We start from the raw sequence: 26,392 nt of genomic DNA, 5'->3' as shown, positions 1-26,392 counted from the left end.
ACTGCCGGGGGGCTGCGCCCGCCCGGCCTGCTCCCTCCCCCGGTCTTACATCCCCTGCATCATACGAATACGCGCGGCGTCTTCCCCGGGCGTCATCCCGAAGTAGCGCTTAAACTCGCGGCTGAACTGGGAAGGACTTTCATAGCCCACCTGTATCGCCGCCGCGCTGGCCTTCATACCGTCATGGATCATCAGCATGCGCGCCTTGTGCAAACGGTAGGTTTTCAGATACTGCAGAGGCGAAGTGCTGGTCACCGCTTTAAAATTATGGTGAAACGCCGACACGCTCATATTCGCTTCGGCCGCCAGCCGATCGACGCTGAGGTTTTCGGTGTACTGACTCTCGATATGCTTGAGCACGCGGCTAATCAGGCTGAAGTGGGTCTGCCGGCTGACCAGCGCCAGCAGCGCGCCGCCGCAGGGTCCCGTCAGCACATAGTAGAGGATTTCACGGACGATCTGCTTGCCAAGGATCCGCGCGTCCAACGGCCGTTCCATCACGTCGAGCAGCCGTTCAGCAGCGCACAAGATGTCCTCCGAAAGCACTGCGGAGTTTATCCCGCTGGAGGCAACGGCGGGCTGAAACAGCGGATCCTCGCCAATGTCCATCAGCAGCTCCTGCAGCTGCAGGATATCGACGTTCAGGCGCATCCCGGCCAGGGGCACCTCCGGGGTGGCAAAGGTTTCGCACTCGAAGGGCAGCGGTACGGTCAGCAGTAGATATTCGTTTGTATCGTAGCGAAACGTCCGCTCATTGATATAACCAATTTTATGGCCAGAAAAGAGAAAAACGATCCCCGGCTGGTACATCACCGGCATCCGCGGTCCCGGCTGCGTCCCGTACAGCAGGCGAACGTCAGGTAGCAGCGAACTTAACATTTCGTGCTTATCTTTCAGCTGGTTAACCTTCTCTGTCAGTGTCCGACATATCTCTGCGTGTTGCATTGCCACCGTCTCTCCCGATGTTTCTTCACCTATATATTGTGCGCAGGTCGCCGCGGATTCTCCAGCCATATGGAGAAATAGGCAAGACATAGGCAGAAATGTGCATTGAGGGGCAACGGCGCGAGGACCACAATAACCGTCATCGGGCAGCGGTATCGTCCCTGTCGGCAGTTTTACTCTTTGGAGGACCCAAGCAATGAATAATTTTGACCTGCATACCCCAACCCGCATTCTGTTTGGCAAAGGCGCGATTGAAAAGCTGCGTGAACAGATCCCGGCGGAAGCTCGCGTACTGATCACCTACGGCGGCGGCAGCGTGAAAAAAACGGGCGTCCTGGATCAGGTACTGACCGCCCTGAATGGCCTGGACGTCCTTGAATTTGGCGGCATCGAGCCGAACCCGTCTTACGAAACCCTGATGAATGCGGTGAAGCTCGCCCGCGAAGAGAAGGTCACTTTCCTGCTGGCGGTCGGCGGCGGTTCGGTGCTGGATGGCACTAAATTTATCGCGGCAGCAGCCCACTATGACGCCAACATTGATCCGTGGGAAATTCTGGAAACCTATGGCAGTAAGATCGCCAGCGCCATTCCAATGGGCTCGGTTCTCACTCTGCCGGCGACCGGTTCTGAATCAAACAAAGGGGCGGTGATTTCGCGGAAAACTACCGGCGACAAACGCGCGTTTATGTCTTCGCACGTTCAGCCGCAGTTCGCGATCCTCGACCCGGTCTACACCTATACCCTGCCGCCGCGCCAAGTCGCCAACGGCGTGGTTGACGCCTTCGTCCATACCGTCGAACAGTACGTCACCTACCCGGTTGACGGCAAAATTCAGGACCGCTTCGCCGAAGGCATTCTCCTGACCCTGATCGAGGATGGCCCGAAAGCGCTGCAGGAGCCGGAAAATTATAACGTGCGCGCCAACATTATGTGGGCCGCGACCCAGGCGCTGAACGGCCTGATCGGCGCTGGCGTGCCGCAGGACTGGGCAACGCATATGCTTGGCCACGAACTGACGGCGATGCATGGTCTCGATCACGCCCAGACGCTGGCTATCGTTCTGCCGGCGCTGTGGAATGAGAAGCGCGATACCAAGCGCGAGAAGCTGCTGCAATATGCTGAGCGCGTGTGGCATATCACCGAGGGCTCCGACGACCAGCGCATCGACGCCGCCATCGCCGCGACGCGCCAGTTCTTCGAGCAGATGGGGGTGCCGACCCGCCTTTCCGATTACGGTCTCGACGGGAGCTCCATCCCGGCGCTGCTGGCGAAACTGGAAGAGCACGGCATGACCAAACTGGGCGAGCATCAGGATATCACCCTGGAGGTCAGCCGCCGTATCTACGAGGCTGCCCGCTAAGTTACCCCGCCTGATTCACCTCTCCTTACGTTAAACAAACGTCGGGGAGGGGTGTTTTTACTACCGTTTTTAGCTATTTCGTCCAGACTTAATGCTACCCCTCGGCGGATCCTGCTTCGCCGAGTTCATTAACAGGAGGAAGGCATGACACATCCAACCGTTATAAAACTACACGACGGCAACCTGATGCCGCAGCTGGGTCTCGGCGTGTGGAAAGCTGGCAACGAGGAAGTCGTCTCCGCCATTCATAAGGCGCTGGAAGTCGGTTATCGCTCTTTTGACACCGCCGCCGCGTACCAAAATGAGGCTGGCGTCGGTAACGCGCTGCAAAGCGCTGGCGTCAATCGCGATGAGCTGTTCATCACCACCAAGCTATGGAACGACGATCAAAAACGGCCGCACGAGGCGCTGAAAGAGAGTCTCAGCAAGCTGAAACTGGACTATGTGGATCTCTATTTAATCCACTGGCCGGTGCCGGCTATCGGCCATTACGTCGAGGCCTGGCAGGCGCTGATTGAGCTGCAGCAGCAGGGGCTGGCGAAGAGCATCGGCGTGTGTAATTTCCAGGTGCCGCATCTGCAGAAGCTGATTGATGAAACCGGCGTCGCGCCGGTGATCAACCAGATAGAGCTGCATCCGCTGCTTCAGCAGCGGCAGCTGCACGCCTGGAACGCCACCCACAAGATCCAGACCGAATCCTGGAGCCCGCTGGCCCAGGGCGGTAAGGGCGTCTTCGATCAGAAAGTCATCCATCAGCTGGCTGATAAATATGGTAAAACGCCGGCGCAGATTGTCATCCGCTGGCATCTCGACAGCGGTCTGGTGGTGATCCCGAAATCCGTCACGCCGTCGCGCATCGCCGAAAACTTTAACGTCTGGGATTTCCGCCTGGATAAAGAGGAGCTGGGTGAGATTGCGAAGCTGGATCAGGGCAAGCGTCTGGGTCCTGACCCCGATCAGTTCGGCGGATAACAGGTAAAAAAGCCGGGCTGCGCTGATGCGTGCCCGGCTTGAGAAACCACCCGGCCAGCGAAACGCAGCCGGGCGCAAAGTCAGGCTTAACGCCCGGCGACTTTACCCCGTTTGACGGGCTTTTTCGCCGTTGCGCCACCGTTAGAACGCTGATGCGCAATCGGCGTGTGCTTGGTCAGCGCCGGGCGGGTATGACGGTTCTGGCGACGCGCTTCGCGCATCTCATCCAGGGTCGGCGCCGGCACCAGGCAGTCGCGACGAGAGCCAATCAGGTGTTTCTTGCCCATCGCCTCCAGCGCCTGACGGATCAGCGGCCAGTTGGCCGGATCGTGGTAGCGCAGCAGCGCTTTGTGCAGACGGCGCTGTTTATCGCCCTTCGGCACCACCACCTCTTCACTCTTATAGCCGATCTTGCCCAGCGGGTTTTTGCCGGTGTAATACATGGTGGTCGAGTTCGCCAGCGGCGACGGATAGAAGTTCTGCACCTGGTCGAGACGGAAGCGGTGCTTCTTCAGCCACAGCGCCAGGTTCACCATGTCTTCATCACGGGTCCCCGGGTGGGCGGAGATAAAGTACGGGATCAGATACTGCTCTTTACCCGCCTGCTTCGAATAGGTGTCGAACAGCTCTTTAAAGCGGTCGTAGCTGCCCATTCCCGGCTTCATCATCTTCGACAGCGGGCCCTCTTCGGTATGCTCCGGCGCGATCTTCAGATAGCCGCCGACGTGGTGGGTCGCCAGCTCTTTAATATAGCGCGGATCTTCGACCGCGATGTCATAGCGTACCCCGGAGGCGATAAGGATCTTCTTGATGCCCTTCAGCTCGCGGGCGCGACGGTAAAGGTTGATCGTCGGCTCATGGTTGGTATCCATGTGCGGGCAGATATCCGGGTAGACGCAGGAGAGACGGCGACAGGTCTGCTCGGCGCGTGGCGATTTGCAGCGCAGCATATACATGTTGGCGGTGGGTCCGCCGAGATCGGAGATCACGCCGGTAAAGCCCGGCACCGTGTCGCGAATGGCTTCGATCTCATTGATGATCGAATCCTCAGAACGGCTCTGGATAATGCGTCCTTCGTGCTCGGTGATCGAGCAGAACGAACAGCCGCCGAAGCAGCCGCGCATGATGTTGATAGAGAAGCGGATCATCTCATACGCCGGGATGCGCGCATCGCCATAGGAAGGATGCGGCACGCGCTTGTAGGGCAGCGCGAAAACGCTGTCCATCTCTTCGGTGGAGAGCGGGATTGCCGGCGGGTTGATCCAGATGTAGCGCTCGCCGTGCTTTTGCATCAGCGCCCGGGCACAGCCGGGGTTGGTTTCATGGTGCAGAATGCGCGAGGCGTGAGCGTACAGGACCTTATCGCCTTTCACCTTCTCGAAGGAGGGCAGCAGCACATAGGTCTTTTCCCACGGTTTTGGCCGCGGCGGCTGCACGACAACGGCTTTAGCCTCGGCTTTTTTCGGGGCCACCGGTTTGTTGTCTGCACACGGCAGATCTTCACCATACGGGTGCGGGATGGGGTCGATTTTGCCCGGGGTATCCAGACGGGTGGAGTCAACGCCGCTCCAGCCCGGGAGGGCCTCTTTCACCATGATGGCGGTATTGCGCACATCGCGGATCTGATCGATGGTTTCGCCCATCGCCAGGCGATGAGCCACTTCCACCAGCGGACGCTCGCCGTTGCCGAACATCAGCATATCGGCCTTGGAGTCCACCAGCACCGAGCGGCGCACGGTATCGGACCAGTAATCATAGTGGGCGGTACGGCGCAGGCTGGCTTCGATGCCGCCGAGGATCACGGGCACATCTTTCCACGCCTCTTTACAGCGCTGGGTGTAGACCAGGGTGGCGCGGTCCGGACGCTTGCCCGCCACGTTGCCGGCGGTGTAAGCGTCATCATGACGCAGCTTACGGTCGGCGGTGTAGCGGTTGATCATCGAGTCCATGTTGCCGGCGGTCACGCCGAAGAACAGGTTCGGTTTGCCCAGACGCATGAAGTCGTCTTTGGTGTTCCAGTCCGGCTGGGAGATGATCCCCACGCGGAACCCCTGCGCTTCCAGCATACGGCCGCAGATGGCCATCCCGAAGCTCGGGTGGTCGACGTAGGCGTCGCCGGTCACCAGAATAATGTCGCAGCTATCCCAGCCAAGTTGATCCATCTCTTCACGCGACATCGGTAAAAATGGCGCAGGGCCAAAACAGGCAGCCCAGTATTGCGGCCAGGAAAAAAGGTCACGATCCGGTTGGATCAGGGATATTGCGCTCATATTGCTTCCGGGGAAAATGATAAAAAAATAACCAAAAGGGCGTGGATTATAAGCCGGAATGATAGTGGAAATGAAGGAGGATTTTCTCAAACCCTGACCGTATGCCGGCCAGGGTCGAAGAGATTATGGCGCAGGATTCACCAGCATCTGGCCAATCGAACCGCGGTCGGCCAGCTCCAGCGTCTGGCTCAGATACTGGAACGGGAAGTGCGGCCACGACGGCTGGGCGTAGTAGACCAGCAGTTCGACCTGCCCGTCGACCCACACGGTGTCCTTCCAGCCGCGGTCTTCCGGGAAAGGGGTCGAACCGTTGACGTTACGGATCTGGAACATCACCCCTTCAATATGGAACGACTGCGGGCGGTCGGCGCGCACTGTCCAGCGCTCCCAGGTCCCCTGCTGCGCCGTAATATCAATACGCTGCGGATCCCATAGCTGGCCGTTAATCCCTGGATCGTCGCCGAGGGTGATATCCCGGCTGCGGATCGGCGTACCGGAGAGCAGCTCGGTCGGCAGCAGACGCACCGGCAGACTGTCGGTGACCAGCGGCAGCAGCCCGGTCGGGCGCAGGGTCAGCACCAGCGTGGAGACCAGAATGCTGGACGGTTCAAAAAAGCCGCGGATACGGTCGACAATGCTCGCCGCTTCGCCGCAGGTAATGGACACTTCATCGCCGTTGGTCATATCGACCAGGATTTCACGCCGTTCCCCCGGCGCCAGCGACAGCTGCTTGAGCGAAACCGGCGCCGGCAGGAACCCCTGGTCGCCGGAAATGACATGCAGCAGTCGGCCATCGCTCATCTGTAGCTGATAGCGCCGGGAGTTGGAGGCGTTCAGCAGGCGCAGTCGCACCCAGCCGCGCGACACTTCGACATAGGGGCTCTGCACGCCATTGACCAGCAGCGTGTCGCCGACGAAGCCGCCGCTGCCCGGTTCGCTATATTCCGGCGTGCCGAAGTTATCCAGCCGTTTATCCTGAATTATCACCGGGAAGTCATCGACGCCATAGTGGTTAGGGATCGGCAGGTTCTTGCTCACCTCATCCTCTACCAGCCACATGCCGGCCAGACCGTTATAGACCTGCTTCGCCATCCGGTTCGGCGTATTGGCCTGGTACCACAGCGTCGCCGCACTCTGGCGGATCGGCAGCACCGGCGCCCAGTCGGCGTTCGGCGACATCATGCGCGCCGCGCCGCCGATCAGCGGGCCCGGCACCTGCAGGCCGCGGATGGTCATCGCGACGTTCTCTGTCAGACGGTTGCTGTAGATAAGCTTGACGTCGTCTCCGCTCCAGACGCGGATCGTCGGCCCCATATAGCGGCCATTGATCCCCCAGACGGGGGCGCGGGTGCCTGGCGTAAACGACCAGTGCGAACGCTGCAGCGTCAGAAACAGCGGCTGACCGCGACGGGATTCCAGCAGCGGCGGAACCGGCAGCGCAGGCTGCTGGCCGGCGGCATGGGCCTTCAGCGGCGCGGCGCCAGCGCACAGCGCTACGCCGGAAGCCTTAATAAACTGACGCCGACTGAGTGACATATTAACTCCATGACATACTGACAAATGAAAAAGGGAATTCGTTTCCCGCCAGCATACGCGCGCGGTGGCGGCGTTTCCTGTCTTATTGCTTGCCGGCCGCTTCGCGCTCGGCCACTTCGTTGTCAAGCTCAGCGATTTTGGCGGCCATCAGCTCGCGGCAATGCGTCGCCAGCGCGCGCACGTTGTCTTTACCGAACTGGCTGGTATCCACCGGCGGCAGCATTTCCACAATCACCAGACCGTTGTTCCAGCGATTGAGCTTTATTTTATTCGATGTATTCGAGACACACACCGGAATAATCGGCACTCCGGCGGCAATAGCCGCGTGGAAGGCGCCGGTTTTAAACGGCAGCAGACCGCGGCCGCGGCTGCGGGTCCCTTCCGGGAACATCCAGAACGAAATTTTACGCTTTTTAAAGGCGTTAACGACCTCGGCAATGGTGCCGTGCGCTTTGGTTCGATTATTACGGTCAATCAGCAGATTACCGGTCAGCCAGTACAGCTGGCCAAAGAACGGGATCCACAGCAGGCTCTTTTTCCCCACGGTAACCGTCGGGGCCTGCACGATGTTAGACGCCGTCACCATATCATAGTTGTTCTGGTGGTTAGCGATGTAGATCGCGTTGCCATAGCTTTCCGCGTCGGCAGGTTTGCGCAGCTCCACCTTCAGGCCAAACACCGGGGATAAGCGGCCAAACAGATGGCCGAAAGTGGCAACGTGTTTTGGATTACGCGGGCTGAACAAGCAGTACAGACAGCCAAGTATGCACACCACGATGCAATAAATGACCACGAAAATTACTCGAAAAATGAATAGCATAGCTACCTCTAAAACCCAAACCGCTTAGAATTATTCGCTGCTGGCAGAAGGCAGGCTCACGAGTTCTGCGCAGGCCGGGACCGTTCTTCCTGGGTCCCTGATGATGGACATTGTTAATCGCAACGCCTGAATAAACAACGATTTTGCGGCATTTTTTCGCCTCCTCCCGTCAAAGACGGGAGGAGAAGCGCTTACTCTTCGCTATCGCCTGCCGCGGCGCGGCGCGGCGAGTCAATTTCAACACGGTCAATTTTCTGCAGCCCGCGCATCAGCGAACCGCGGCGGCCGCGCTCGCCGGTGACTTTTTGCAGCTCTTCCGGACGCAGTTTGATCTTCCGTTTGCCGACGTGAATGGTCAGCGTACTCTGCGGCGGCAGGACAAACAGATGTGCGAGGCCGTCCTGGCCGGCGGCGGCTTCCGCCGCGGGAATGTTGATGATTTTGTTGCCCTTGCCTTTCGACAGCTGCGGCAGATCGCTGACCGGGAACATCAGCATCCGCCCGGCGGCGGTGATGGCCAGCAGCATATCGGACTCGTCCTCAATGACCAGCGGCGGCATCACATGCGCGTTGTCAGGCAGGGTGATCAACGCTTTACCGGCGCGGTTGCGCGCCACCAGATCGTTAAAGGTGCAGACAAAACCGTAGCCGGCGTCGGAGGCCATCAGCAGTTTCTGATCGTCGCCTTCCATCAGCATATGTTCCACGGTCGCGCCCGGCGGCAGCGTGAGCTTACCGGTCAGCGGCTCACCCTGGCCACGCGCCGAGGGCAGAGTAATCGGATCGATGGCATAGCTGCGCCCGGTGGTATCGATAAACACCACCGGCTGGTTGCTCTTGCCCTTCGCCGAGGCTTTCCAGCTGTCGCCCGCCTTATAGCTTAAGCCCTGGGCGTCAATGTCGTGCCCTTTGGCGCTGCGCACCCAGCCCATCTGCGACAGAACGATAGTCACCGGCTCAGACGGCAGCATGTCATGCTCGCTCATCGCTTTCGCTTCTTCACGCTCGTGAAGCGGCGAGCGGCGATCGTCGCCGAAAGCATCGGCATCGGCCTGCAGCTCTTTCTTCAGCAGATTGTTCATCTTACGTTCAGAGGCCAGAATCGCCTGCAGCTGATCGCGCTCTTTTTCCAGCTCGTTCTGCTCGCCGCGGATCTTCATCTCTTCCAGTTTGGCGAGATGGCGCAGCTTCAGTTCCAGAATCGCTTCCGCCTGGGTTTCGCTGATGGCAAAGCGCGACATCAGAGCTGGCTTCGGCTCATCTTCCGTGCGGATGATCTCAATGACTTCATCGATATTAAGGAACGCCACCAGCAAACCTTCGAGGATATGCAGGCGCTTAAGGACCTTCTCTAACCGGTGGTTCAGACGGCGACGTACGGTATCACGACGGAACACCAGCCATTCGCTGAGGATCTCCAGCAGGTTTTTTACCGCCGGGCGGCCGTCGAGACCGATCATATTGAGGTTGATGCGGTAGCTCTTCTCCAGATCGGTGGTGGCGAACAGATGGTTCATCACCTGCTCCATATCCACCCGGTTGGAGCGCGGGACGATCACCAGACGGGTCGGATTTTCGTGGTCCGATTCGTCGCGCAGGTCATCCACCATCGGCAGCTTTTTATTGCGCATCTGCGCCGCAATTTGCTCCAGAACTTTGGCGCCGGAGACCTGGTGCGGCAGCGCGCTGATCACTACCGCGCCGTCCTCTTTGCTCCACACCGCGCGCATGCGCACAGAGCCGCGTCCGTTCTGGTAGATTTTGCGAATTTCCGCCCGCGAAGTGATGATCTCCGCCTCGGTCGGGAAATCCGGCCCCTGGACAATATCCAGCAGTTCGTCGAGGGTCGTTTTCGGCTGCTCAATCAGCGTAATCGCCGCTTTCGCTACTTCACGCAGGTTGTGCGGCGGAATATCGGTCGCCATGCCCACCGCGATGCCGGTGGTGCCGTTGAGCAGGATGTTTGGCAGGCGCGCCGGCAGCATTTTCGGCTCCTGCAGCGTGCCGTCAAAGTTTGGCACCCAGTCGACCGTCCCCTGCCCCAGCTCGCTGAGCAGCAGCTCGGCATACTTCGACAGGCGGGATTCGGTGTAACGCATGGCGGCGAAGGATTTCGGATCGTCCGGCGCCCCCCAGTTCCCCTGGCCATCCACCAGCGGATAGCGATAGGAGAAGGGTTGCGCCATCAGCACCATCGCTTCATAGCAGGCGCTGTCGCCGTGCGGGTGATATTTACCCAGCACGTCGCCGACGGTGCGGGCGGACTTTTTGAATTTGGCGCTGGCGTTCAGCCCCAGTTCGGACATCGCATAGACGATGCGACGCTGGACCGGTTTTAAGCCATCGCCAATAAACGGTAATGCCCTGTCCATGATCACGTACATGGAGTAGTTCAGGTAAGCATTTTCCGTAAATTCATGCAGCGCAAGGCGCTCTGCCATATCGCTCATTAATCGTGGATCCTCAATCTGGGTACCGACCGTTCGGACGGCAAAACTACCCGCGATAATACCCGATCTCACGCCCTGAGTCACAGGCCGTGAGATCGGTTGAGGATTCCGTCACCTTAATCAGGCCAGCGGCAGATAAATATCGGTTTGCAGCTCATGCTCAGCCACCTCATGGACAAAATTGAGGTAACGGAAGTACACCGGAAAATCCCGTAACGTCTCGCCTGAAGCGGGTAACCAGTCGCGATAGAGAAACCAAACGCTGTTCGCCAGCGTGTCCAGCGAGCCGTGATGGCGCACGACGGCGCAGCGTCCGCCGGGGATTTCGCCGTTAATCACGCCAAAGGCGTTTTCACCGACCGGCCGTGCGACCGTACCGCAGATGTCAAAACGAAATTCCCCCTGCGGGGTGGTCTGCGGATCGTCCCAGGCGATCCCCCAGGTATCGCAGGTGGCGATGGGCGATAATCCGCTCGTTTTACGCCAGGCGATAAAACGCGCGGCGGTGGCGTTGACAAGGTCCGGGCTGCCGCGATGTTGCAGTACGGCTATCCGGGTGGTGGGGAACGAAATAATGTTGACGTCCATCGACGTTTGCTCCTGTAGCGTATGTTTCGGTACGCGTCGATGCCACTCGGCCCAGTCCGGTTGCTGACGGAACTGGGTCGGGCTTTGGTCAAACGCGGTACGGAAGGCACGACTGAACGACTCCGCATTCTGAAATCCGGCATCAAGGGCAATATCGATGACTTTATCGCGGGGGTTGAACGCCAGGCGCCAACAGGCGCGACGCAGACGCAACCACTGAATATACCGGTACAAGGGAATGCCGGTATAAGCGCTAAATTGCCGGTGAAAATGGTAAGGCGAACTGTGCGCTATCGCGCTCAGCATCTCCAGCGACAGCGGCTCATCAAGATGGTGCGCAATGTACCTACAGACGCGCTGGAAGCGCCCGACATACCCCGGGCTGGCCTTAATATCGTTCATCGTCTCCTCCTCGCGACATACTCTGACAGAGCGAGGATAGCGATGCCTGACCGATCTTGCGCTTATCCAACGGAGACTTATGGCGCGATTTTACGGATCTGTTTAACGTCGATTTCCACCGAGTTCCAGTCCTTATCGACTTCCCCCTGAATTTCTACCGTGTCCTGTGGGCCGACGGTGACGCCGTTCCAGCGTTTGTGGTCGATATCGACATTGATCACTCCGGTAGCATCCTGGAACTTATACAGATCGTCGGAAACGCGCTCGGTGATTTTGCCGCGCAGGGTCACCCAGGTATCGTCCCGCAGCGATTTGACATTGGTGACGGTGGTGATCGCGCCGCTCGGGCCGGTGAAGCCGCCGCCCTGGGTGGTTGAACTTGCCGGCGTGGTCGCAGAAGGACCGGTATACCCGCCCTGTCCGGCAGCCAGCGCCGGCATGGAAACCAGGGCAACGATCGCGGTCATCGCAGCAATTTTCTTCATGATGTGTTCTCCCTTCGTGTTGATATGGCTCCTATTACGCCCGACAAAACTTAACGACTTCTTAAGGGGAAAAAAGAAATTTTAATGCTGTACATCACCCGCTTCAACGCGGTTTACTGCGCAGAGCAGCCGGGTTGGCAGGAGGGAAAATGCGCATATTATTGGTGGAAGATGACAAGTTAATCGGCGATGGCATTAAGGCCGGGCTAAGCAAAATGGGCTTCAGCATCGACTGGTTTACCGCCGGGCTGGAGGGCAAAAACGCCCTATACAGCGCCCCCTACGACGCGGCAATTCTTGATCTCACTCTTCCTGGCGTTGATGGCCTCGAGATTCTGCGCGAGTGGCGCGACAAAGGCCGCCATGAACCGGTGCTGATCCTCACCGCCCGCGATGCGCTCAGCCAGCGGGTGGAGGGGCTGCGCCTGGGCGCCGATGATTATCTGTGCAAACCTTTCGCCCTGATTGAGGTAGCGGCCCGCCTCGAAGCATTGATCCGCCGTGCCCACGGCCAGAGCAGCAGCGAGTTGCGCCACGGCAAGGTACGCCTTGACCCGAACCGCTTAACCGCCAGCCTCGACGGCGAAAGCCTGACGCTGAAGCCGAAGGAGTTCGCCCTGCTGGAACTGCTGCTGCGTAACGCCGGGCGCGTGCTGCCGCGTAAGCTTATTGAAGAAAAGCTCTACAACTGGGACGACGAGGTCTCCAGCAACGCCGTGGAAGTTCACGTCCACCATCTGCGGCGCAAACTCGGCAGTGAATTTATCCGCACCGTCCACGGCATCGGCTATACCCTGGGTGACGCATGAAACGACTTGCCCGCCTGAGCCTGCGCCTGCGCCTGACGCTGCTGTTTGCCGTGCTGACCGCCGCCGCCTGGGGCGTGGCCAGCGTGATCGCCTGGCAGCAGACCAGTAAAAAGCTGGATAAGCTGTTTGATACCCAGCAGCTGCTGTTCGCCCGCCGCCTGAGCGCCATGCATTTCGATGAACTGCGCGCCCCGCCGGTATCGCTCGGGGAAAAGAAAAAGGTGCGCCACGGGCACATCGACGACGATGCGCTGGCGTTCGCCATCTTCACCCGCGACGGCAAAATGGTGCTTAACGACGGCGAGAACGGAGAGGATATACAGTGGCACTCGCAGCGTGAGGGCTTTAGCGATGGCTACCTGCGCGGCGATGATGACGAGTGGCGCTTCCTGTGGTTAACCACCGCCGATGGCCGCCACCGCATCGCCGTCGGCCAGGAGTGGGATTATCGCCGCGAAATGGCGATGGACATTGTCACCTCACAGCTCACTCCGTGGATGGTCGCCCTGCCGCTGATGTTCGTGCTGCTCATCGTGCTGTTAAGCCGCGAACTGGCGCCGTTGAAACATCTGGCGCGCACGCTGCGTCTGCGCGCGCCGGACTCGGCGGAATCGCTCAGCGTGGAGAAGATCCCCCCTGAAGTCCGCCCACTGGTCGAAGCGCTGAATCAGCTGTTCCAGCGCACCCACGACGTCATGCTGCGCGAGCGTCGGTTTACCTCTGATGCCGCCCACGAGCTGCGCAGCCCGTTGGCGGCGCTGAAGGTGCAGACTGAAGTCGCCCAGCTCTCTCTGGACGATCCACAAGGGCGGGAGAAAGCCCTGGCTCAGCTCCATCAGGGGATCGATCGCGCCACCCGTCTGGTGGATCAGCTGCTGACGCTGTCGCGGCTGGACTCGCTCGCCCAGCTGGACGACCTGCAGCCGGTCGCCCTCGACGACCTGCTGCAGTCGGCGGTAATGGAGATGTACCACCCGGCGCAGCAGTCCGGGATTGAGCTGCGCCTGCATCTTAATGCCTCTGGCATCTCCCGCACCGGCCAGCCGCTGCTCCTCAGCCTGCTGGTGCGCAATCTGCTGGATAACGCGGTGCGCTACAGCCCGCGCGGCAGCCAGGTCGATATCACCCTCAACGCCCGCGAGTTTCGGGTCCGCGATAACGGCCCCGGCATCAGCCCGCAGGCGCTGGCGCGCGTCGGCGAACGTTTTTACCGCCCGCCTGGTCAGGATGCTCCGGGCAGCGGCCTGGGCTTGTCTATCGTCCGGCGCATCGCCTCGCTGCATGGCATGCGCGTCGAGTTTGCCAACGCCCGCGACGGGGGCTTCGAAGCCCGCGTTGGCTGGTAGCGGGATTATTGCTCATTTAGCAAAAGACTTTGCACATTTTGCTCATTTTACTGCCCCGCTTCGCGGGGTAAGATCGTCGGCAAATTTTCAAGATTGAGGACAAATGATGAGCAACATCCTGATTATCAATGGCGCAAAAAAATTCGCCCACTCGAATGGCCAACTGAACGACACCCTGACCGAGGTCGCGGAGAGTTATCTGCGCGACGCCGGGCACGATGTTAAAAGCGTTCGCGCCGAAAGCGAGTACGACGTAAAAGCCGAAGTGCAGAATTTCCTCTGGGCCGATGTGGTGATCTGGCAGATGCCGGGCTGGTGGATGGGCGCCCCGTGGACGGTGAAAAAATATATGGATGACGTCTTTACCGAAGGCCACGGTTCGCTGTACGCCAGCGACGGCCGTACCCGCTCCGACGCCAGCAAAAAATATGGCTCCGGCGGCCTGGTGCAGGGGAAAAAATATATGCTCTCCCTGACCTGGAACGCGCCAATGGAGGCCTTCACCGACAAAGAGCAGTTCTTCCACGGCGTTGGCGTTGACGGCGTTTACCTGCCGTTCCATAAAGCCAACCAGTTCCTGGGTATGGAGGCGCTGCCAACCTTTATCGCCAACGACGTGATAAAAATGCCTGATGTCCCACGGTATATCGCAGAATATCGCAAGCATCTGGCGGAAATTTTTGGTTAACTAGGGGTCTATGCTCTACATATTTCGAGTTATTGGAACCTGGAGTATGACAAGATCCACACAGAAGGAGTTGAGTTAACCATGTTAACAGTGATTGCAGAAATCCGTACCCGTCCGGGCCAGCACCACCGCCAGGCGGTTCTCGATCAGTTCGCGAAAATTATTCCGACCGTTTTGCAGGAAGCCGGCTGCCACGGCTATGCGCCTATGGTGGATCATGCCGCTGGCGTCAGCTTCCAGACCACCGCTCCTGACTCTATCGTCATGGTGGAGCAGTGGGAAAGCGTCGCGCATCTTGAAGCGCACCTGCAGACCCCGCACATGAAAGCCTGGTCGGAAGCGGTCAAAGGCGATGTGCTGGAGACCACCATCCGTATCCTGCAGGCCGGCGTCTAAGCCCGCCGACGCTGAAACGGAATAAGAAAAGGGAGCCTGAGGCTCCCTTTTACGTCTGGCGCAGCGTGCGGTCTTACACTTCCAGGTCCGCCATATCGCCCTTCTCCTGCAGCCAGTTGCGACGGTCTTCAGAACGCTTCTTGGCCAACAGCATATCCATCATCGCCGTGGTCTGCTGCTCATCCTCATCGCTGATCACCAGCTGCACCAGGCGGCGGGTATTTGGGTCGAGGGTAGTTTCCCGCAGCTGCATCGGGTTCATCTCGCCGAGACCTTTAAAGCGCTGGACGTTTGGCTTGCCTTTCTTGCGCTTCAGCTGCTCCAGCACGCCGGTCTTTTCTTCTTCCGTTAGCGCGTAGTAAACCTCTTTGCCGAGGTCGATACGGTACAGCGGCGGCAGCGCCACGTAGACGTGCCCCTCTTTCACCAGAGTCCGGAAATGTCTCACGAACAGCGCGCACAGCAGCGTGGCAATGTGCAGGCCATCGGAGTCCGCATCCGCCAGGATACAAATTTTGCCGTAGCGCAGCTGGCTTAAATCATCGCTATCCGGGTCAATACCAATCGCCACCGAAATGTCGTGCACTTCTTGCGAAGCTAACACTTCATCGGAAGAGACTTCCCAGGTATTAAGGATCTTGCCTTTCAGCGGCATGATCGCCTGATATTCACGATCGCGCGCCTGCTTGGCTGACCCGCCCGCCGAGTCCCCTTCGACGAGGAACAGTTCGGTACGGTTCAGATCCTGGGCGGTGCAGTCGGCCAGCTTACCCGGCAGCGCCGGACCGCTGGTCAGCTTTTTGCGCACCACTTTCTTGGCGGCGCGCAGACGACGCTGGGCGCTGGAGATGGCCATCTCCGCCAGCAGCTCCGCAGCCTGCACGTTCTGGTTCAGCCACAGGCTGAAGGCGTCTTTCACCACGCCGGAGACGAACGCCGCGCACTGACGCGACGACAGGCGCTCTTTGGTTTGCCCGGCGAACTGCGGATCCTGCATCTTCACCGACAGCACGTAGGCGCAGCGATCCCAGATATCTTCCGCCGACAGTTTCACCCCGCGCGGCAGAATATTACGGTACTCGCAGAACTCACGCATCGCGTCCAGCAGCCCCTGGCGCAGGCCGTTGACGTGCGTCCCGCCCTGCATGGTCGGGATCAGGTTGACATAACTCTCGGTCAGCAGCTCGCCGCCTTCCGGCAGCCACAGCAGCGCCCAGTCCACCGCCTCCGTCTCACCGGAGAAGGTGCCGACGAAGGGTTTTTCCGGCAGCAGCGGCAGGCCGTTCACCGCTTCGCTAAGGTAGTCGTTAAGGCCATCGGCATAGCACCAGCTCTGCTCGCTGTTGTTGACCTGATCGCGGAAAACAATTTCCACGCCCGGGCACAGCACCGCTTTCGCTTTTAACAAGTGGGTCAAACGCGAAACGGAGAAGCGCGGGCTATCGAAGAAGCTTTCGTCAGGCCAGAAATGGACGCTGGTCCCGGTGTTGCGTTTACCGCAGGTGCCGGTGACGTGCAGGTCTTCTACTTTCTCACCATTCTCAAAGGCGATGCTGTAGACCTGACCGTCGCGACGCACGTTGACCTCCACGCGTTTAGACAGGGCGTTGACCACCGAAATCCCCACCCCGTGCAGGCCGCCGGAAAACTGGTAGTTTTTGTTGGAAAACTTACCGCCCGCGTGCAGTCGGCAGAGGATCAGCTCAACCGCCGGCACCCCCTCTTCCGGGTGAATGTCGACCGGCATCCCGCGCCCGTCGTCAATCACCTCGAGGGACTGGTCGGCGTGAAGGATCACTTCCACGCGTTTGGCGTGGCCTGCCAGCGCTTCGTCCACACTGTTATCAATCACTTCCTGACCAAGATGGTTAGGACGGGTGGTGTCGGTATACATGCCCGGACGGCGGCGCACCGGCTCTAGCCCGGTGAGTACCTCAATGGCATCAGCATTATATGAAGATTGCGTCATGGTGTGTATTCGTAGGTCGTTCAGGGCCGTTTAGCGCAGGCCGAGAAATTCGATAATCTGAGTGAAATGATCGTCAAAGCCGACAAATGCGTGATTACCGCCCTCCTCCACCGTCTGCCGGCAGGAGGCGTAGTAATGAACGGCCTGGCGGTAATCAAGCACTTCATCCCCGGTCTGCTGCAGCAGCCAGAGTAAATCCGGCGCTTCGAGCGGGTCGATTTGCATGACTTTGAGATCGTAAATATGGCGAGACTCTAGCACATATTGCTGCCCGGTGTACGGATTCTCATTGTGGCCGAGAAAATTGTTCAGCAGCTCAAACGGCCGCACCGCCGGGTTAACCACGACCGCTGGCAGCATAAAGCATTGCGACAGCCAGGTGGCGTAGTAGCCGCCCAGCGACGACCCTACGACCCCCAGCGGTTCGCCGCCGTGCTCCAGCACGATGGACTCCAGCAGCTCCGCCGTTTCCGCCGGGTAAGGCGGCAGCTCAGGCACCACCATGGCGATCTCAGGATAGTGCTGCGCCAGCCAGGTCTTTAACGCCGTCGCCTTCGCCGAGCGCGGGGAACTGTTAAAGCCGTGCAGATAAAGAAGCGTCGCCATCAGTAGCCTTCTGAAGCAATATCCGGATGAAACGCCGCGCCTTCCAGGCGGCACACTTCGGTGGTCAGCGTTCCGTCAGGGTGAAGCTCCAGCCAGCGCCAGCCCGGCGACACCGTATCGAGGGTGAAATTGGCGCAGTGCGGCTTGAACTGAACGCAGGTCGACGGCGTCGCCATCATACGTCGGCCATTCCAGTCGAGATCCAGTTCCTGATGAATATGGCCGCACAGCAGATGCTTCACCCGCGGCCAGGCGCTCAGCGCGCTGTCCAGCGCGCCGGCGTTGCGCAGACTGTGTTGATCCAGCCAGCTGCAGCCGGCCGGCAGCGGATGATGATGCAGCAGAAGTAAGGTATAACGCTCCGGCGCCTCCGCCAGCTTATGTTCGAGCCATTCCAGCTGGAAGTCGCTCAGCTCACCATGGGGAACGCCAAACACCTGGCTATCCAGCAGCAGGATCTGCCAGTGGTCGCCGAGAAACACGCGCTTGGCGGGGGAAATGCCCGACTCCTGCAGGGTGCTGTACATCGCCGGCTGGAAATCATGGTTGCCCGGTAGCCAGACGCAGGGTGCAGCAAAACTCGCGATGCCCTCAGCAAAATGCTGGTAGGCCGCGGAGGAGTGATCCTGCGCCAGATCGCCTGTTGCGACGATCAAATCGCATGGACGCTGTGAGGCATGAATGGCCGACAGTACGGCCTGATAGCTTTCCCAGGTATTGATGCCTAACAACGTTTCATGTTTTTCAGCAAACAGGTGAGTATCAGTAATTTGTAAGATCCTGACTCTGGCCTCACCAGCCAGAGGTAGGTTTAACAGGCTTTCCAAATGGTGTCCTTAGGTTTAACGACGCTAACAAACCGGAATCGCCATCGCTCCATGTGCTAAACAGTAACGCAGCCAGTCGGCCAGAAACTGGTTAATTTGATGCTTTTCGTCGCGTTGATGCAACTTTTTATTAGGATAATCATATCGCGCTTTGAAGCGAAAGATCTGCTGACTCGAACACACTTCGGCCACCATGGCGTCATGGTAGAGGCGAACGGTCATGGATGGCAGACTCCAGTAGCTCACCGCTGGCAGAGTCTGCTCTATCGCCACCAGAGTAGTGTAGCGGGTTGATTCCGTTATCGTTAACCGATATTGCGCGCTTCCCACCTGATAGCTCACCTTCTCACCCGCTGCATCCGTTCGCGGCAACAGGCGGCGCAACTGGGCGAAATTGGTCTCGCACAGGCGCATCATCTCAGGGAAGTCAGGTGTATAACGCTTCATTTTGTCCACTCGTTTCGTAAATTGTGATAATGCAATTGCAGCCATTGCAAGGCGATGACAGAGGCTGCGTTGTCGATTTTCCCCTCTTCTACCCACTGGTAAGCCTGCTCCCGGCTTACCACATGCACCCGAATATCCTCATTTTCCTCGGCCAGGCCGTGAATGCCTTTTGCCGTCGATGCATCAACTTCGCCCACCAGGATCGATAACCGTTCACTGGTGCCGCCAGGACTGGCCAGATAGCTTAATATTGGTTTCGTCCGCCCAACTTCAAGCCCGGCCTCTTCCAGCGCTTCCCGACGGGCGACATCTTCCACCGTCTCACCCGCCTCGATCATGCCGGCGACCATTTCCAGCAGCCACGGGCTCTCGCTGGTATCATAGGCGGCGATACGGATTTGTTCGACCAGCACCACTTCGTCCCGCACCGGGTCAAAGGGTAGCAAGACGGCGGCATGCCCGCGCTCAAAAATTTCACGGGTGACTTCGCCGCTCATGCCGCCGTTAAACAGGCGGTGGCGAAAACGGTATAAATCGAGTGAAAAAAAACCACGATACAGCGTTTCGCGTGCAATAATTTCTACATCATTTTTGGAGAAGGTAATTCCCTGGTGGATGGGTTTGCTCATTGTTATGTCCTGCTAATCCGAAATGAGGGATTTCCAGACCGTTTGGCTACCGTTTTACGGTCCGTATGTTAGATTGGTGCAAATTACCGCCGGATGGCACGTAACGCCAACTTTTTACGGCGGCAGAATCGATACAATCAGCGGAATTTTTCTTAGAATTAGACCAGCGCTAAATGCTTCACAACAAGGAATGCAAATGAAGAAATTGCTCCCCATTCTTATCGGCCTGAGCCTGACCGGGTTCAGCGCCATGAGCCAGGCGGAAAACCTGCTTCAGGTTTACCAGCAGGCGCGCATCAGCAACCCCGATCTGCGTAAATCGGCAGCCGATCGTGACGCCGCATTCGAAAAGATCAACGAAGCGCGCAGTCCATTACTGCCTCAGCTCGGGCTGGGAGCGGATTATACCTATACCAGCGGCTTCCGTGATTATAAAGACCAGAATTCTAACGTCACCAGCGGCTCGCTGCAGTTAACGCAGGTTCTGTTTGATATGTCGAAATGGCGCGCCCTGACGCTGCAGGAAAAAGCGGCAGGCATTCAGGATGTCACGTATCAGACCGATCAGCAAACGCTGATTCTGAATACCGCGACGGCCTACTTCAAAGTGCTGGCCGCCATCGACACGCTCTCTTATACCGAAGCGCAGAAACAGGCAATTTACCGCCAGTTGGATCAAACCACCCAGCGCTTTAACGTCGGTCTGGTGGCGATCACCGACGTGCAGAACGCCCGTTCACAATACGACGCCGTGCTGGCGAACGAAGTGACCGCACGTAACGATCTCGACAACGCCGTGGAAGAGCTGCGCCAGGTTACCGGCAACTACTACCCGGAGCTGGCCTCCCTGAACGTAGACGGCTTCAAAACCAGCAAACCGCAGGCGGTGAACGCCCTGCTGAAGGAAGCGGAGAACCGCAACCTGTCGCTGCTGCAGGCGCGTCTGAATCAGGACCTGGCCCGCGAGCAGATTCGCCAGGCGCAGGACGGCCATTTGCCGACCCTGGATTTAAACGCCTCGTCTGGCGTTTCCAACAACCGCTACAGCGGCTCAAAAAGCACCTCGCAAGATGCTGATATCGGTCAGAACAAAATCGGCCTGAGCTTCTCCCTGCCGCTGTACCAGGGCGGGATGGTTAACTCGCAGGTCAAACAGGCGCAGTACAATTTCGTCGGCGCCAGCGAGCAGCTGGAAAGCGCTCACCGCAGCGTGGTCCAGACCGTGCGTTCTTCGTTTAACAACGTGAATGCCTCTATCAGCAGCATCAACGCCTACAAACAGGCGGTGGTCTCTGCGCAAAGCTCCCTGGATGCGATGGAAGCTGGCTACTCGGTGGGTACCCGTACTATCGTTGACGTCCTCGACGCCACCACCACGCTGTACAACGCCAAACAGCAGCTCTCTAATGCGCGCTACAACTACCTGATCAACGAGCTGAACATCAAGTCGGCGTTAGGTACGCTGAACGAGCAGGATCTGATCGCCCTGAACAACACCTTGGGCAAACCGATCTCGACCTCTGCCGACAGCGTCGCGCCGGAGAATCCGCAGCAGGATGCCACTGCCGATGGTTACGGCAACACGACTGCGGCTATGAAGCCGGCGTCCGCACGGACGACGACCCATAGCAGCGGCAGCAATCCGTTCCGTCAGTAATTTTCATACTGTGACGCGCATCGCCTGTCCGTCGGACAGGCGATGCGTTAAACGTAAGGCAACGTAAAGATCCCCCGCTTAGCGCCCCTCTTCGCTTCATTTTCCACCACTCATCCTCTATCCTGAGCGTTAACACACGCCATACCACTGGGTCCTGGAAGACAAATATGAAACGGACAAAAAATATTAATCATTCGTCGTTCCGCAAAAGCTGGAGCGCACGTCACCTGACGCCGGTCGCCCTGGCCGTCACCGCGGTCTTTATGCTTGCCGGTTGTGAAAAAAGCGACGAAACGGTCTCGCTGTACCAGAACGCCGATGACTGCTCCGCCGCCAACCCGGGCAAAGCAGCCGAATGCACCACGGCCTACACCAACGCGGTGAAAGAGGCAGAGCGCACCGCGCCGAAATATGCCACCCGCGAAGACTGCGTCGCCGAGTTTGGCGAAGGTCAGTGCCAGCAAACGCCTGCCCAGGCGGGCGTCGCCCCGGAAAACCAGGCCCAGGCGCAAAGCAGCGGCAGCTTCTGGATGCCGCTGATGGCCGGCTACATGATGGGCCGCCTGATGGGCGGCGGCATGGCGCAACAGCAGCCGCTGTTCAGCTCCAAAAACCCTGCCAGCCCGGCCTACGGTCAGTACACTGACGCCAGCGGTAAGAGCTATGGCGCCGCCCAGCCGGGCCGCACCATGAACGTGCCGAAAACCGCGATGGCGCCGAAACCGGCAACCACCACGACCGTCACCCGCGGGGGCTTCGGCGAGTCGGTGGCGAAGCAGTCGACTATGCAGCGTAGCGCCGCAGGCTCAACCTCTTCTTCTCGCTCAATGGGCGGCTAAGCAACATGGAAAGAGTCAGCATTACCGAGCGCCCGGACTGGCGCGAGAAAGCGACCGAATACGGCTTCAACTTCCACACCATGTACGGCGAGCCTTACTGGAGCGAAGAGGCTTATTACAAGCTGAGCCTCGCCCAGGTGGAAAAGCTGGAGGAGGTCACCGCCGAGCTGCATCAGATGTGTCTTCAGGTGGTGGAAAAAGTGATCGCCAGCGATGAGCTGATGGCCAAATTCCGCATCCCTAAACACACCTGGGGCTTTGTGCGCCAGTCGTGGAAAACCAACCAGCCGTCACTCTACTCACGTCTCGACCTGGCCTGGGATGGCGTCGGCGAGCCGAAGCTGCTGGAGAACAATGCCGACACGCCGACCTCGCTGTATGAAGCGGCCTTCTTCCAGTGGATCTGGCTGGAAGACCAGCTCAACGCCGGCAAGCTGCCGGCGGGCAGCGACCAGTTCAATAGCCTGCAGGAGAAGCTGATCGATCGCTTCGGTGAGCTGCGCGAGCAGTTTGGCTTCCAGCTGCTGCATATGGCCTGCTGCCGCGATACCGTTGAAGATCGCGGCACCGTGCAATATCTGCAGGATTGCGCCGCCGAGGCGGGGCTGGCGACGGAATTCCTCTACATCGAAGATATTGGGCTGGGTGAAAAAGGCCAGTTTACCGATCTCCAGGATCAGGTGATTGGCAACCTGTTCAAGCTCTATCCGTGGGAGTTTATGCTGCGGGAGATGTTCTCCACCAAGCTGGAAGACGCCGGCGTTCGCTGGCTGGAGCCGGCGTGGAAGAGCATCATCTCCAACAAAGCGCTGCTGCCGATGCTGTGGGAAATGTTCCCCAATCACCCGAATCTGCTGGCGGCTTACTTCAGCGAAGATGCCCATCCGGAGATGGAGAAGTACGTCATTAAGCCGATCTTCTCCCGCGAAGGCGCCAACGTGTCGATCGTTGAACAGGGCAAGGTGGTGGAGTCGGTGGAAGGTCCGTATGGGGAAGAAGGCACTATCGTGCAGGAATTTTACCCGCTGCCGAAGTTTGGTGACAGCTACACGCTGATTGGCAGCTGGCTCATCAACGATCAGCCCGCCGGGATCGGCATTCGTGAAGACCGGGCGCTGATTACCCAGGATCTGTCGCGTTTCTATCCGCACATTTTCGTCGAATAATGTCGCGCTCCGGCGACGATACCGCCGCCGGAGCTCAATTTTTATCAGGCGCCAACCACCACCGACAGCATACTCAGCGAACCCATCTCGATGCCATCGACCGGGGTCGAAATCGCCTCAACGCCATCCCATGCCCCCAGCACGTATAACAGCGGCAGGAAATGCTCCGCCGTGGGGTTGGAGAGCGAGCCCCCTTCGTGTGCCAGGTAGTTAACCAGCGGGTGCTGATCGTCCGGGCCCTGCCACTGCAGATTCGCCTTCACGTAGTTGTTGAAGGACTCCGCCCACGGATACGGCGTGTTCTCGCCATGCCAGCGGGCGGTACGCAGGTTGTGCACCACGTTGCCGCTGGCCACCAGCATAATCCCTTCATCACGCAGCGAGGCCAGCTTTCGCCCCATTTCGAGATGCCAGGCCGGCGGTTTGGTGCTGTCGATGCTCAGCTGAACCATCGGGATATCCGCCTGCGGATACATCTTGATCAGCACGCCCCACGAGCCATGGTCAAATCCCCAGGCTTCTTTATCGAGAGTGACCGGCACCGGCGAGAGCAGCTCCACCAGCCGTTGCGCCAGCGCCGGGGAGCCCGGCGCCGGGTAATGGGTGTCATACAGCGCCTGCGGGAAACCGCCAAAGTCGTGAATGGTCTTCGGGGCCTCCATCGCCGTCACGCCCGTACCGCGCGTGAACCAGTGCGCAGAGACCACCACGATCGCTTTCGGACGCGGCAGGGTTTCGCCCAGGTGAGCCCAGGCGCGGGTATAGCGGTTGTCTTCCAGCACGTTCATTGGGCTGCCATGGCCGAGAAACAACGCGGGCATTCGGGTACGGGACATGATGATATCCTTAGGGTGTCAATGTGATGTGCTCACATTACGCGCTTTTGCGCCAGGATAAACTCAGATAACCATGATGATGATCGTCAGAAAATTTGAATGTAATTCGCGGTAAAGGGAGCTGTCCCGTACGCGCATCCTCAGGCAATATACTCCTATGCACTTATTTTCGCAGGGAGAGAAGCGATGTCATCACCCTTAATATTGACGCTGTTAGCCGGTAGCGCAACCTTTATAGGCGCCATTTTCGGCGTGATTGGCCAGAAACCTTCTAACCGCCTGCTGGGCTTCTCCCTCGGCTTTGCCGCCGGGATCATGCTGTTGATTTCGTTGATGGAAATGCTGCCTGCCGCGCTGGCCGCCGAGGACATGTCGCCGCTGCTCGGCTACGGAATGTTTGTTTTCGGCCTGCTGGGCTACTTTGGTCTCGATCGCCTGCTGCCGCATGCCCACCCGCAGGATTTGATGACCCCCGCCGCGCCGCGCCCGCGCAATTTACGCCGCACCGCCATTCTGCTGACGTTGGGTATCAGCCTGCATAACTTTCCGGAAGGGATCGCCACCTATGTCACGGCCAGCAACAACCTCGAGCTTGGCATGGGTGTGGCGCTTGCCGTCGCCCTGCACAATATTCCTGAAGGACTGGCCGTTGCCGGGCCGGTATATGCCGCCACCGGATCGCGCAGTAAGGCGGTGCTCTGGGCCGGTCTTTCCGGCATGGCGGAGATTTTGGGCGGCGTGCTGGCGTGGCTGATTCTGGGTAGCCTGGTCTCGCCGATGGTCATGGGCGCAATCATGGCCGCCGTCGCCGGGATTATGGTGGCGCTGTCGGTCGATGAACTGATGCCGCTGGCGAAAGAGATCGATCCGCAAAGCAACCCGAGCTATGGCGTCCTGTGCGGGATGTCGGTGATGGGGCTGAGTCTGGTGGTGCTCCAGACGATGGGCATCGGTTAAGGCACAGAAACAAAACAGCCCACTAATAAGCGGGCTGTTTTCACTGGCGTTGTGAGCCGCTGATTAGCTGGCTTTACGCTCATGTTCGCGACGATAGGCCACCAGATCTTCAATCGTGACCACCGCCATATTGTGCTGCTGAGCGAACGCGATGCACTCCGGCGCGCGCGCCATGGTGCCATCGTCATTGGTCAGCTCGCACAGCACGCCTGCCGGTTTGAAGCCAGCGAGGGTCACGAGGTCAATAGTGGCTTCGGTGTGGCCGCCGCGGGTCAGTACGCCGCCCGGCTGCGCCCGCAGCGGGAAAACGTGGCCAGGACGGTTGAGATCGGAAGGTTTCGCGCCGTCGGCAATCGCCGCGCGGACGGTGGTCACGCGGTCAGCAGCGGAAACGCCGGTGGTCACGCCTTTCGCCGCTTCGATGGTGACGGTAAAGCCGGTGCCGTAGGCGCTGGTGTTGTTCTCCACCATCATCGGCAGATCCAGCTGTTTGCGGCGATCTTCGGTCAGGCACAGGCACACAATGCCGCTGCCGTGACGAATGGTCAGCGCCATCTGCTCTACGGTCATGGTTTCGGCGGCGAAGATCATATCGCCTTCGTTTTCACGGTCTTCATCGTCAAGCACCATCACGCCGCGGCCTTCGCGCAGGGCGTCCAAAGCGTGTTCCACACGTTCAAAAGCGGTACCAAAAGAAGAAAGGAGCGTCTGATTCATGGTAAAAAAACCTCATTAAAATTATGGTTACCAGAATCAGGGCAGTCTTAGGAGCGCCGGTTTAGCGGCAAAAGTCAACGCGAGCGGGCCTGGGCCCGACTGTGCCGTTACTCTCTCCCATCCGGACTTTAACCGTCGGCCCCGGAATTACACCGGATCTGCTGACCTTCCCGTAGTCACGGGAAGCGCTCGCGGGCTTTCAACGCCGTGGTTGATTTACCGCCGGTGGGGAATTTCGCCCCGCCCTGAGAATAAGCGAGATAACTATAACGCTATTGACTATCCTCGGCAATGCATAAGCTTCAAACATTTCTGGTTTATAGGCGGCCTGGTTCGCACTACAATGATCAATCATCCGACCCGAGCAGGAAACCACCATGATTGACCCGAAAAAAATTGAACAAATCGCCCGCCAGGTCCATGAGTCGATGCCAAAAGGACTTCGCGATCTGGGTGAGGATGTTGAAAAGAAAATCCGCCAGGCGCTGCAGTCGCAGCTGACCCGTCTGGACCTGGTCAGCCGCGAAGAGTTTGACGTGCAGACTCAGGTTCTGCTGCGGACCCGCGAAAAACTGGCGCTGCTGGAACAGCGCCTGAATGACCTCGAAAACCGCCCGGCGACGACGCCTGGCAGCGAAGAGCAGCAGTAAAAAAACGGGCCCTCAGGGGCCCGTT

25 protein-coding genes and 1 riboswitch are annotated in these 26,392 nt (G+C 58.8%); of the genes, 11 read left to right on the top strand and 14 right to left on the bottom strand.

Annotation, left to right across the window (positions count from 1 at the left end):
* Positions 1-45: 45 nt before the first annotated feature.
* On the bottom strand, positions 46-945 hold the full coding sequence (locus tag ABLV64_RS21795; RefSeq protein ID WP_023319156.1) for an AraC family transcriptional regulator: 900 nt from the start codon (positions 943-945) through the stop codon (positions 46-48).
* 196 nt (positions 946-1,141) lie between these two features.
* On the opposite strand from ABLV64_RS21795, the gene yqhD reads away from it, so the two are divergent.
* Together yqhD and dkgA are read left to right on the top strand one after the other, a co-directional pair.
* Entirely contained in the window at positions 1,142-2,305 is a 1,164-nt protein-coding gene (gene yqhD / locus ABLV64_RS21790; protein ID WP_085846647.1) for an alcohol dehydrogenase, read from the top strand.
* A gap of 144 nt (positions 2,306-2,449) precedes the next feature.
* Positions 2,450-3,277: a 2,5-didehydrogluconate reductase DkgA gene (gene dkgA / locus ABLV64_RS21785; protein ID WP_004205220.1), complete on the top strand. Its 828-nt coding sequence runs from the start codon at positions 2,450-2,452 to the stop codon at positions 3,275-3,277.
* Positions 3,278-3,363: 86 nt separating this feature from the next.
* Here dkgA and ABLV64_RS21780 read toward each other — a convergent pair whose 3' ends face one another.
* The 6 genes from ABLV64_RS21780 to ABLV64_RS21755 form a co-directional block, all read right to left on the bottom strand.
* Positions 3,364-5,637 (bottom strand): YgiQ family radical SAM protein, encoded by a 2,274-nt coding sequence (locus ABLV64_RS21780; RefSeq protein ID WP_072140373.1) that lies wholly within the window; start codon positions 5,635-5,637, stop codon positions 3,364-3,366.
* A 33-nt stretch (positions 5,638-5,670) separates the two neighbouring features.
* On the bottom strand, positions 5,671-7,083 hold the full coding sequence (ftsP, locus tag ABLV64_RS21775; protein WP_004205222.1) for a cell division protein FtsP: 1,413 nt from the start codon (positions 7,081-7,083) through the stop codon (positions 5,671-5,673).
* Positions 7,084-7,165: 82 nt separating this feature from the next.
* On the bottom strand, positions 7,166-7,903 hold the full coding sequence (plsC, locus tag ABLV64_RS21770) for a 1-acylglycerol-3-phosphate O-acyltransferase (RefSeq protein ID WP_004205223.1): 738 nt from the start codon (positions 7,901-7,903) through the stop codon (positions 7,166-7,168).
* A 191-nt stretch (positions 7,904-8,094) separates the two neighbouring features.
* Positions 8,095-10,353: a DNA topoisomerase IV subunit A gene (parC, locus tag ABLV64_RS21765; RefSeq protein WP_004205224.1), complete on the bottom strand. Its 2,259-nt coding sequence runs from the start codon at positions 10,351-10,353 to the stop codon at positions 8,095-8,097.
* A gap of 120 nt (positions 10,354-10,473) precedes the next feature.
* Positions 10,474-11,343 (bottom strand): AraC family transcriptional regulator, encoded by an 870-nt coding sequence (locus tag ABLV64_RS21760; protein ID WP_032456625.1) that lies wholly within the window; start codon positions 11,341-11,343, stop codon positions 10,474-10,476.
* A 77-nt stretch (positions 11,344-11,420) separates the two neighbouring features.
* Positions 11,421-11,828: a YgiW/YdeI family stress tolerance OB fold protein gene (locus ABLV64_RS21755; protein ID WP_048325749.1), complete on the bottom strand. Its 408-nt coding sequence runs from the start codon at positions 11,826-11,828 to the stop codon at positions 11,421-11,423.
* 149 nt (positions 11,829-11,977) lie between these two features.
* Here ABLV64_RS21755 and qseB point away from each other — a divergent pair, with 149 nt between their 5' ends.
* The 4 genes from qseB (at position 11,978) to ABLV64_RS21735 (ending at position 15,067) form a co-directional block, all read left to right on the top strand.
* Positions 11,978-12,637, top strand: a complete 660-nt coding sequence (qseB, locus tag ABLV64_RS21750) for a quorum sensing response regulator transcription factor QseB (RefSeq protein WP_004205227.1) — start codon at positions 11,978-11,980, stop codon at positions 12,635-12,637.
* The gene (gene qseC, locus ABLV64_RS21745; RefSeq protein WP_049115642.1) at positions 12,634-13,983 is read left to right on the top strand and encodes a quorum sensing histidine kinase QseC; all 1,350 of its coding nucleotides are present in this window, start codon (positions 12,634-12,636) and stop codon (positions 13,981-13,983) included. The genes qseB and qseC overlap by 4 nt, the downstream gene beginning before the upstream one ends.
* Positions 13,984-14,089: 106 nt before the next feature.
* Positions 14,090-14,671, top strand: a complete 582-nt coding sequence (locus tag ABLV64_RS21740) for an NAD(P)H-dependent oxidoreductase (RefSeq protein ID WP_023319164.1) — start codon at positions 14,090-14,092, stop codon at positions 14,669-14,671.
* A gap of 81 nt (positions 14,672-14,752) precedes the next feature.
* Positions 14,753-15,067, top strand: coding sequence for a putative quinol monooxygenase (locus ABLV64_RS21735; protein ID WP_004205233.1), 315 nt, complete (start codon positions 14,753-14,755; stop codon positions 15,065-15,067).
* Between the two features lie 73 nt (positions 15,068-15,140).
* On the opposite strand, the gene parE is transcribed toward ABLV64_RS21735, so the two are convergent.
* The 5 genes from parE to nudF are packed head-to-tail and all read right to left on the bottom strand — an operon-like array spanning position 15,141 to position 19,545.
* Positions 15,141-17,036 (bottom strand): DNA topoisomerase IV subunit B, encoded by a 1,896-nt coding sequence (parE, locus tag ABLV64_RS21730; RefSeq protein WP_004205235.1) that lies wholly within the window; start codon positions 17,034-17,036, stop codon positions 15,141-15,143.
* Positions 17,037-17,066: 30 nt separating this feature from the next.
* Positions 17,067-17,642, bottom strand: coding sequence for an esterase YqiA (gene yqiA, locus ABLV64_RS21725; RefSeq protein ID WP_004205236.1), 576 nt, complete (start codon positions 17,640-17,642; stop codon positions 17,067-17,069).
* A complete protein-coding gene (gene cpdA / locus ABLV64_RS21720; protein WP_004205237.1) occupies positions 17,642-18,469 on the bottom strand; it encodes a 3',5'-cyclic-AMP phosphodiesterase in 828 nt (275 codons plus the stop codon). The genes yqiA and cpdA overlap by 1 nt, the downstream gene beginning before the upstream one ends.
* Before the next feature lie 24 nt (positions 18,470-18,493).
* A complete protein-coding gene (locus ABLV64_RS21715; protein ID WP_004205239.1) occupies positions 18,494-18,916 on the bottom strand; it encodes a DUF1249 family protein in 423 nt (140 codons plus the stop codon).
* The gene (gene nudF, locus ABLV64_RS21710; RefSeq protein WP_004205241.1) at positions 18,913-19,545 is read right to left on the bottom strand and encodes an ADP-ribose diphosphatase; all 633 of its coding nucleotides are present in this window, start codon (positions 19,543-19,545) and stop codon (positions 18,913-18,915) included. The genes ABLV64_RS21715 and nudF overlap by 4 nt, the downstream gene beginning before the upstream one ends.
* Before the next feature lie 196 nt (positions 19,546-19,741).
* Between nudF and tolC the strand changes: the two genes are divergently transcribed.
* From tolC to ABLV64_RS21695, 3 genes are all read left to right on the top strand, one after another.
* Positions 19,742-21,202, top strand: a complete 1,461-nt coding sequence (tolC, locus tag ABLV64_RS21705) for an outer membrane channel protein TolC (RefSeq protein WP_017899749.1) — start codon at positions 19,742-19,744, stop codon at positions 21,200-21,202.
* 167 nt (positions 21,203-21,369) lie between these two features.
* The gene (locus ABLV64_RS21700) at positions 21,370-22,041 is read left to right on the top strand and encodes a DUF1190 family protein (RefSeq protein ID WP_002916849.1); all 672 of its coding nucleotides are present in this window, start codon (positions 21,370-21,372) and stop codon (positions 22,039-22,041) included.
* Between the two features lie 5 nt (positions 22,042-22,046).
* Positions 22,047-23,207 carry a glutathionylspermidine synthase family protein gene (locus ABLV64_RS21695; RefSeq protein WP_017899748.1) on the top strand — a complete coding sequence of 387 codons (1,161 nt, stop codon included), beginning with the start codon at positions 22,047-22,049 and terminating at the stop codon, positions 23,205-23,207.
* A gap of 44 nt (positions 23,208-23,251) precedes the next feature.
* Here ABLV64_RS21695 and ygiD read toward each other — a convergent pair whose 3' ends face one another.
* Positions 23,252-24,043, bottom strand: coding sequence for a 4,5-DOPA dioxygenase extradiol (gene ygiD / locus ABLV64_RS21690; protein WP_004205244.1), 792 nt, complete (start codon positions 24,041-24,043; stop codon positions 23,252-23,254).
* Positions 24,044-24,229: 186 nt separating this feature from the next.
* Here ygiD and zupT point away from each other — a divergent pair, with 186 nt between their 5' ends.
* The gene (gene zupT / locus ABLV64_RS21685) at positions 24,230-25,000 is read left to right on the top strand and encodes a zinc transporter ZupT (protein WP_017899746.1); all 771 of its coding nucleotides are present in this window, start codon (positions 24,230-24,232) and stop codon (positions 24,998-25,000) included.
* Between the two features lie 63 nt (positions 25,001-25,063).
* Here zupT and ribB read toward each other — a convergent pair whose 3' ends face one another.
* On the bottom strand, positions 25,064-25,717 hold the full coding sequence (ribB, locus tag ABLV64_RS21680) for a 3,4-dihydroxy-2-butanone-4-phosphate synthase (RefSeq protein ID WP_004205247.1): 654 nt from the start codon (positions 25,715-25,717) through the stop codon (positions 25,064-25,066).
* Positions 25,718-25,822: 105 nt separating this feature from the next.
* A riboswitch (FMN riboswitch) is annotated at positions 25,823-25,974 on the bottom strand.
* Between the two features lie 120 nt (positions 25,975-26,094).
* Here ribB and ABLV64_RS21675 point away from each other — a divergent pair.
* A complete protein-coding gene (locus tag ABLV64_RS21675; RefSeq protein ID WP_004174355.1) occupies positions 26,095-26,367 on the top strand; it encodes an accessory factor UbiK family protein in 273 nt (90 codons plus the stop codon).
* The last annotated feature ends 25 nt before the right edge of the window (positions 26,368-26,392 follow it).

Source organism: Klebsiella sp. JB_Kp031 (assembly GCF_040064295.1).
Lineage (GTDB): Bacteria > Pseudomonadota > Gammaproteobacteria > Enterobacterales > Enterobacteriaceae > Klebsiella > Klebsiella quasipneumoniae.
This window is presented reverse-complemented; position numbering and strand designations above follow the sequence as displayed.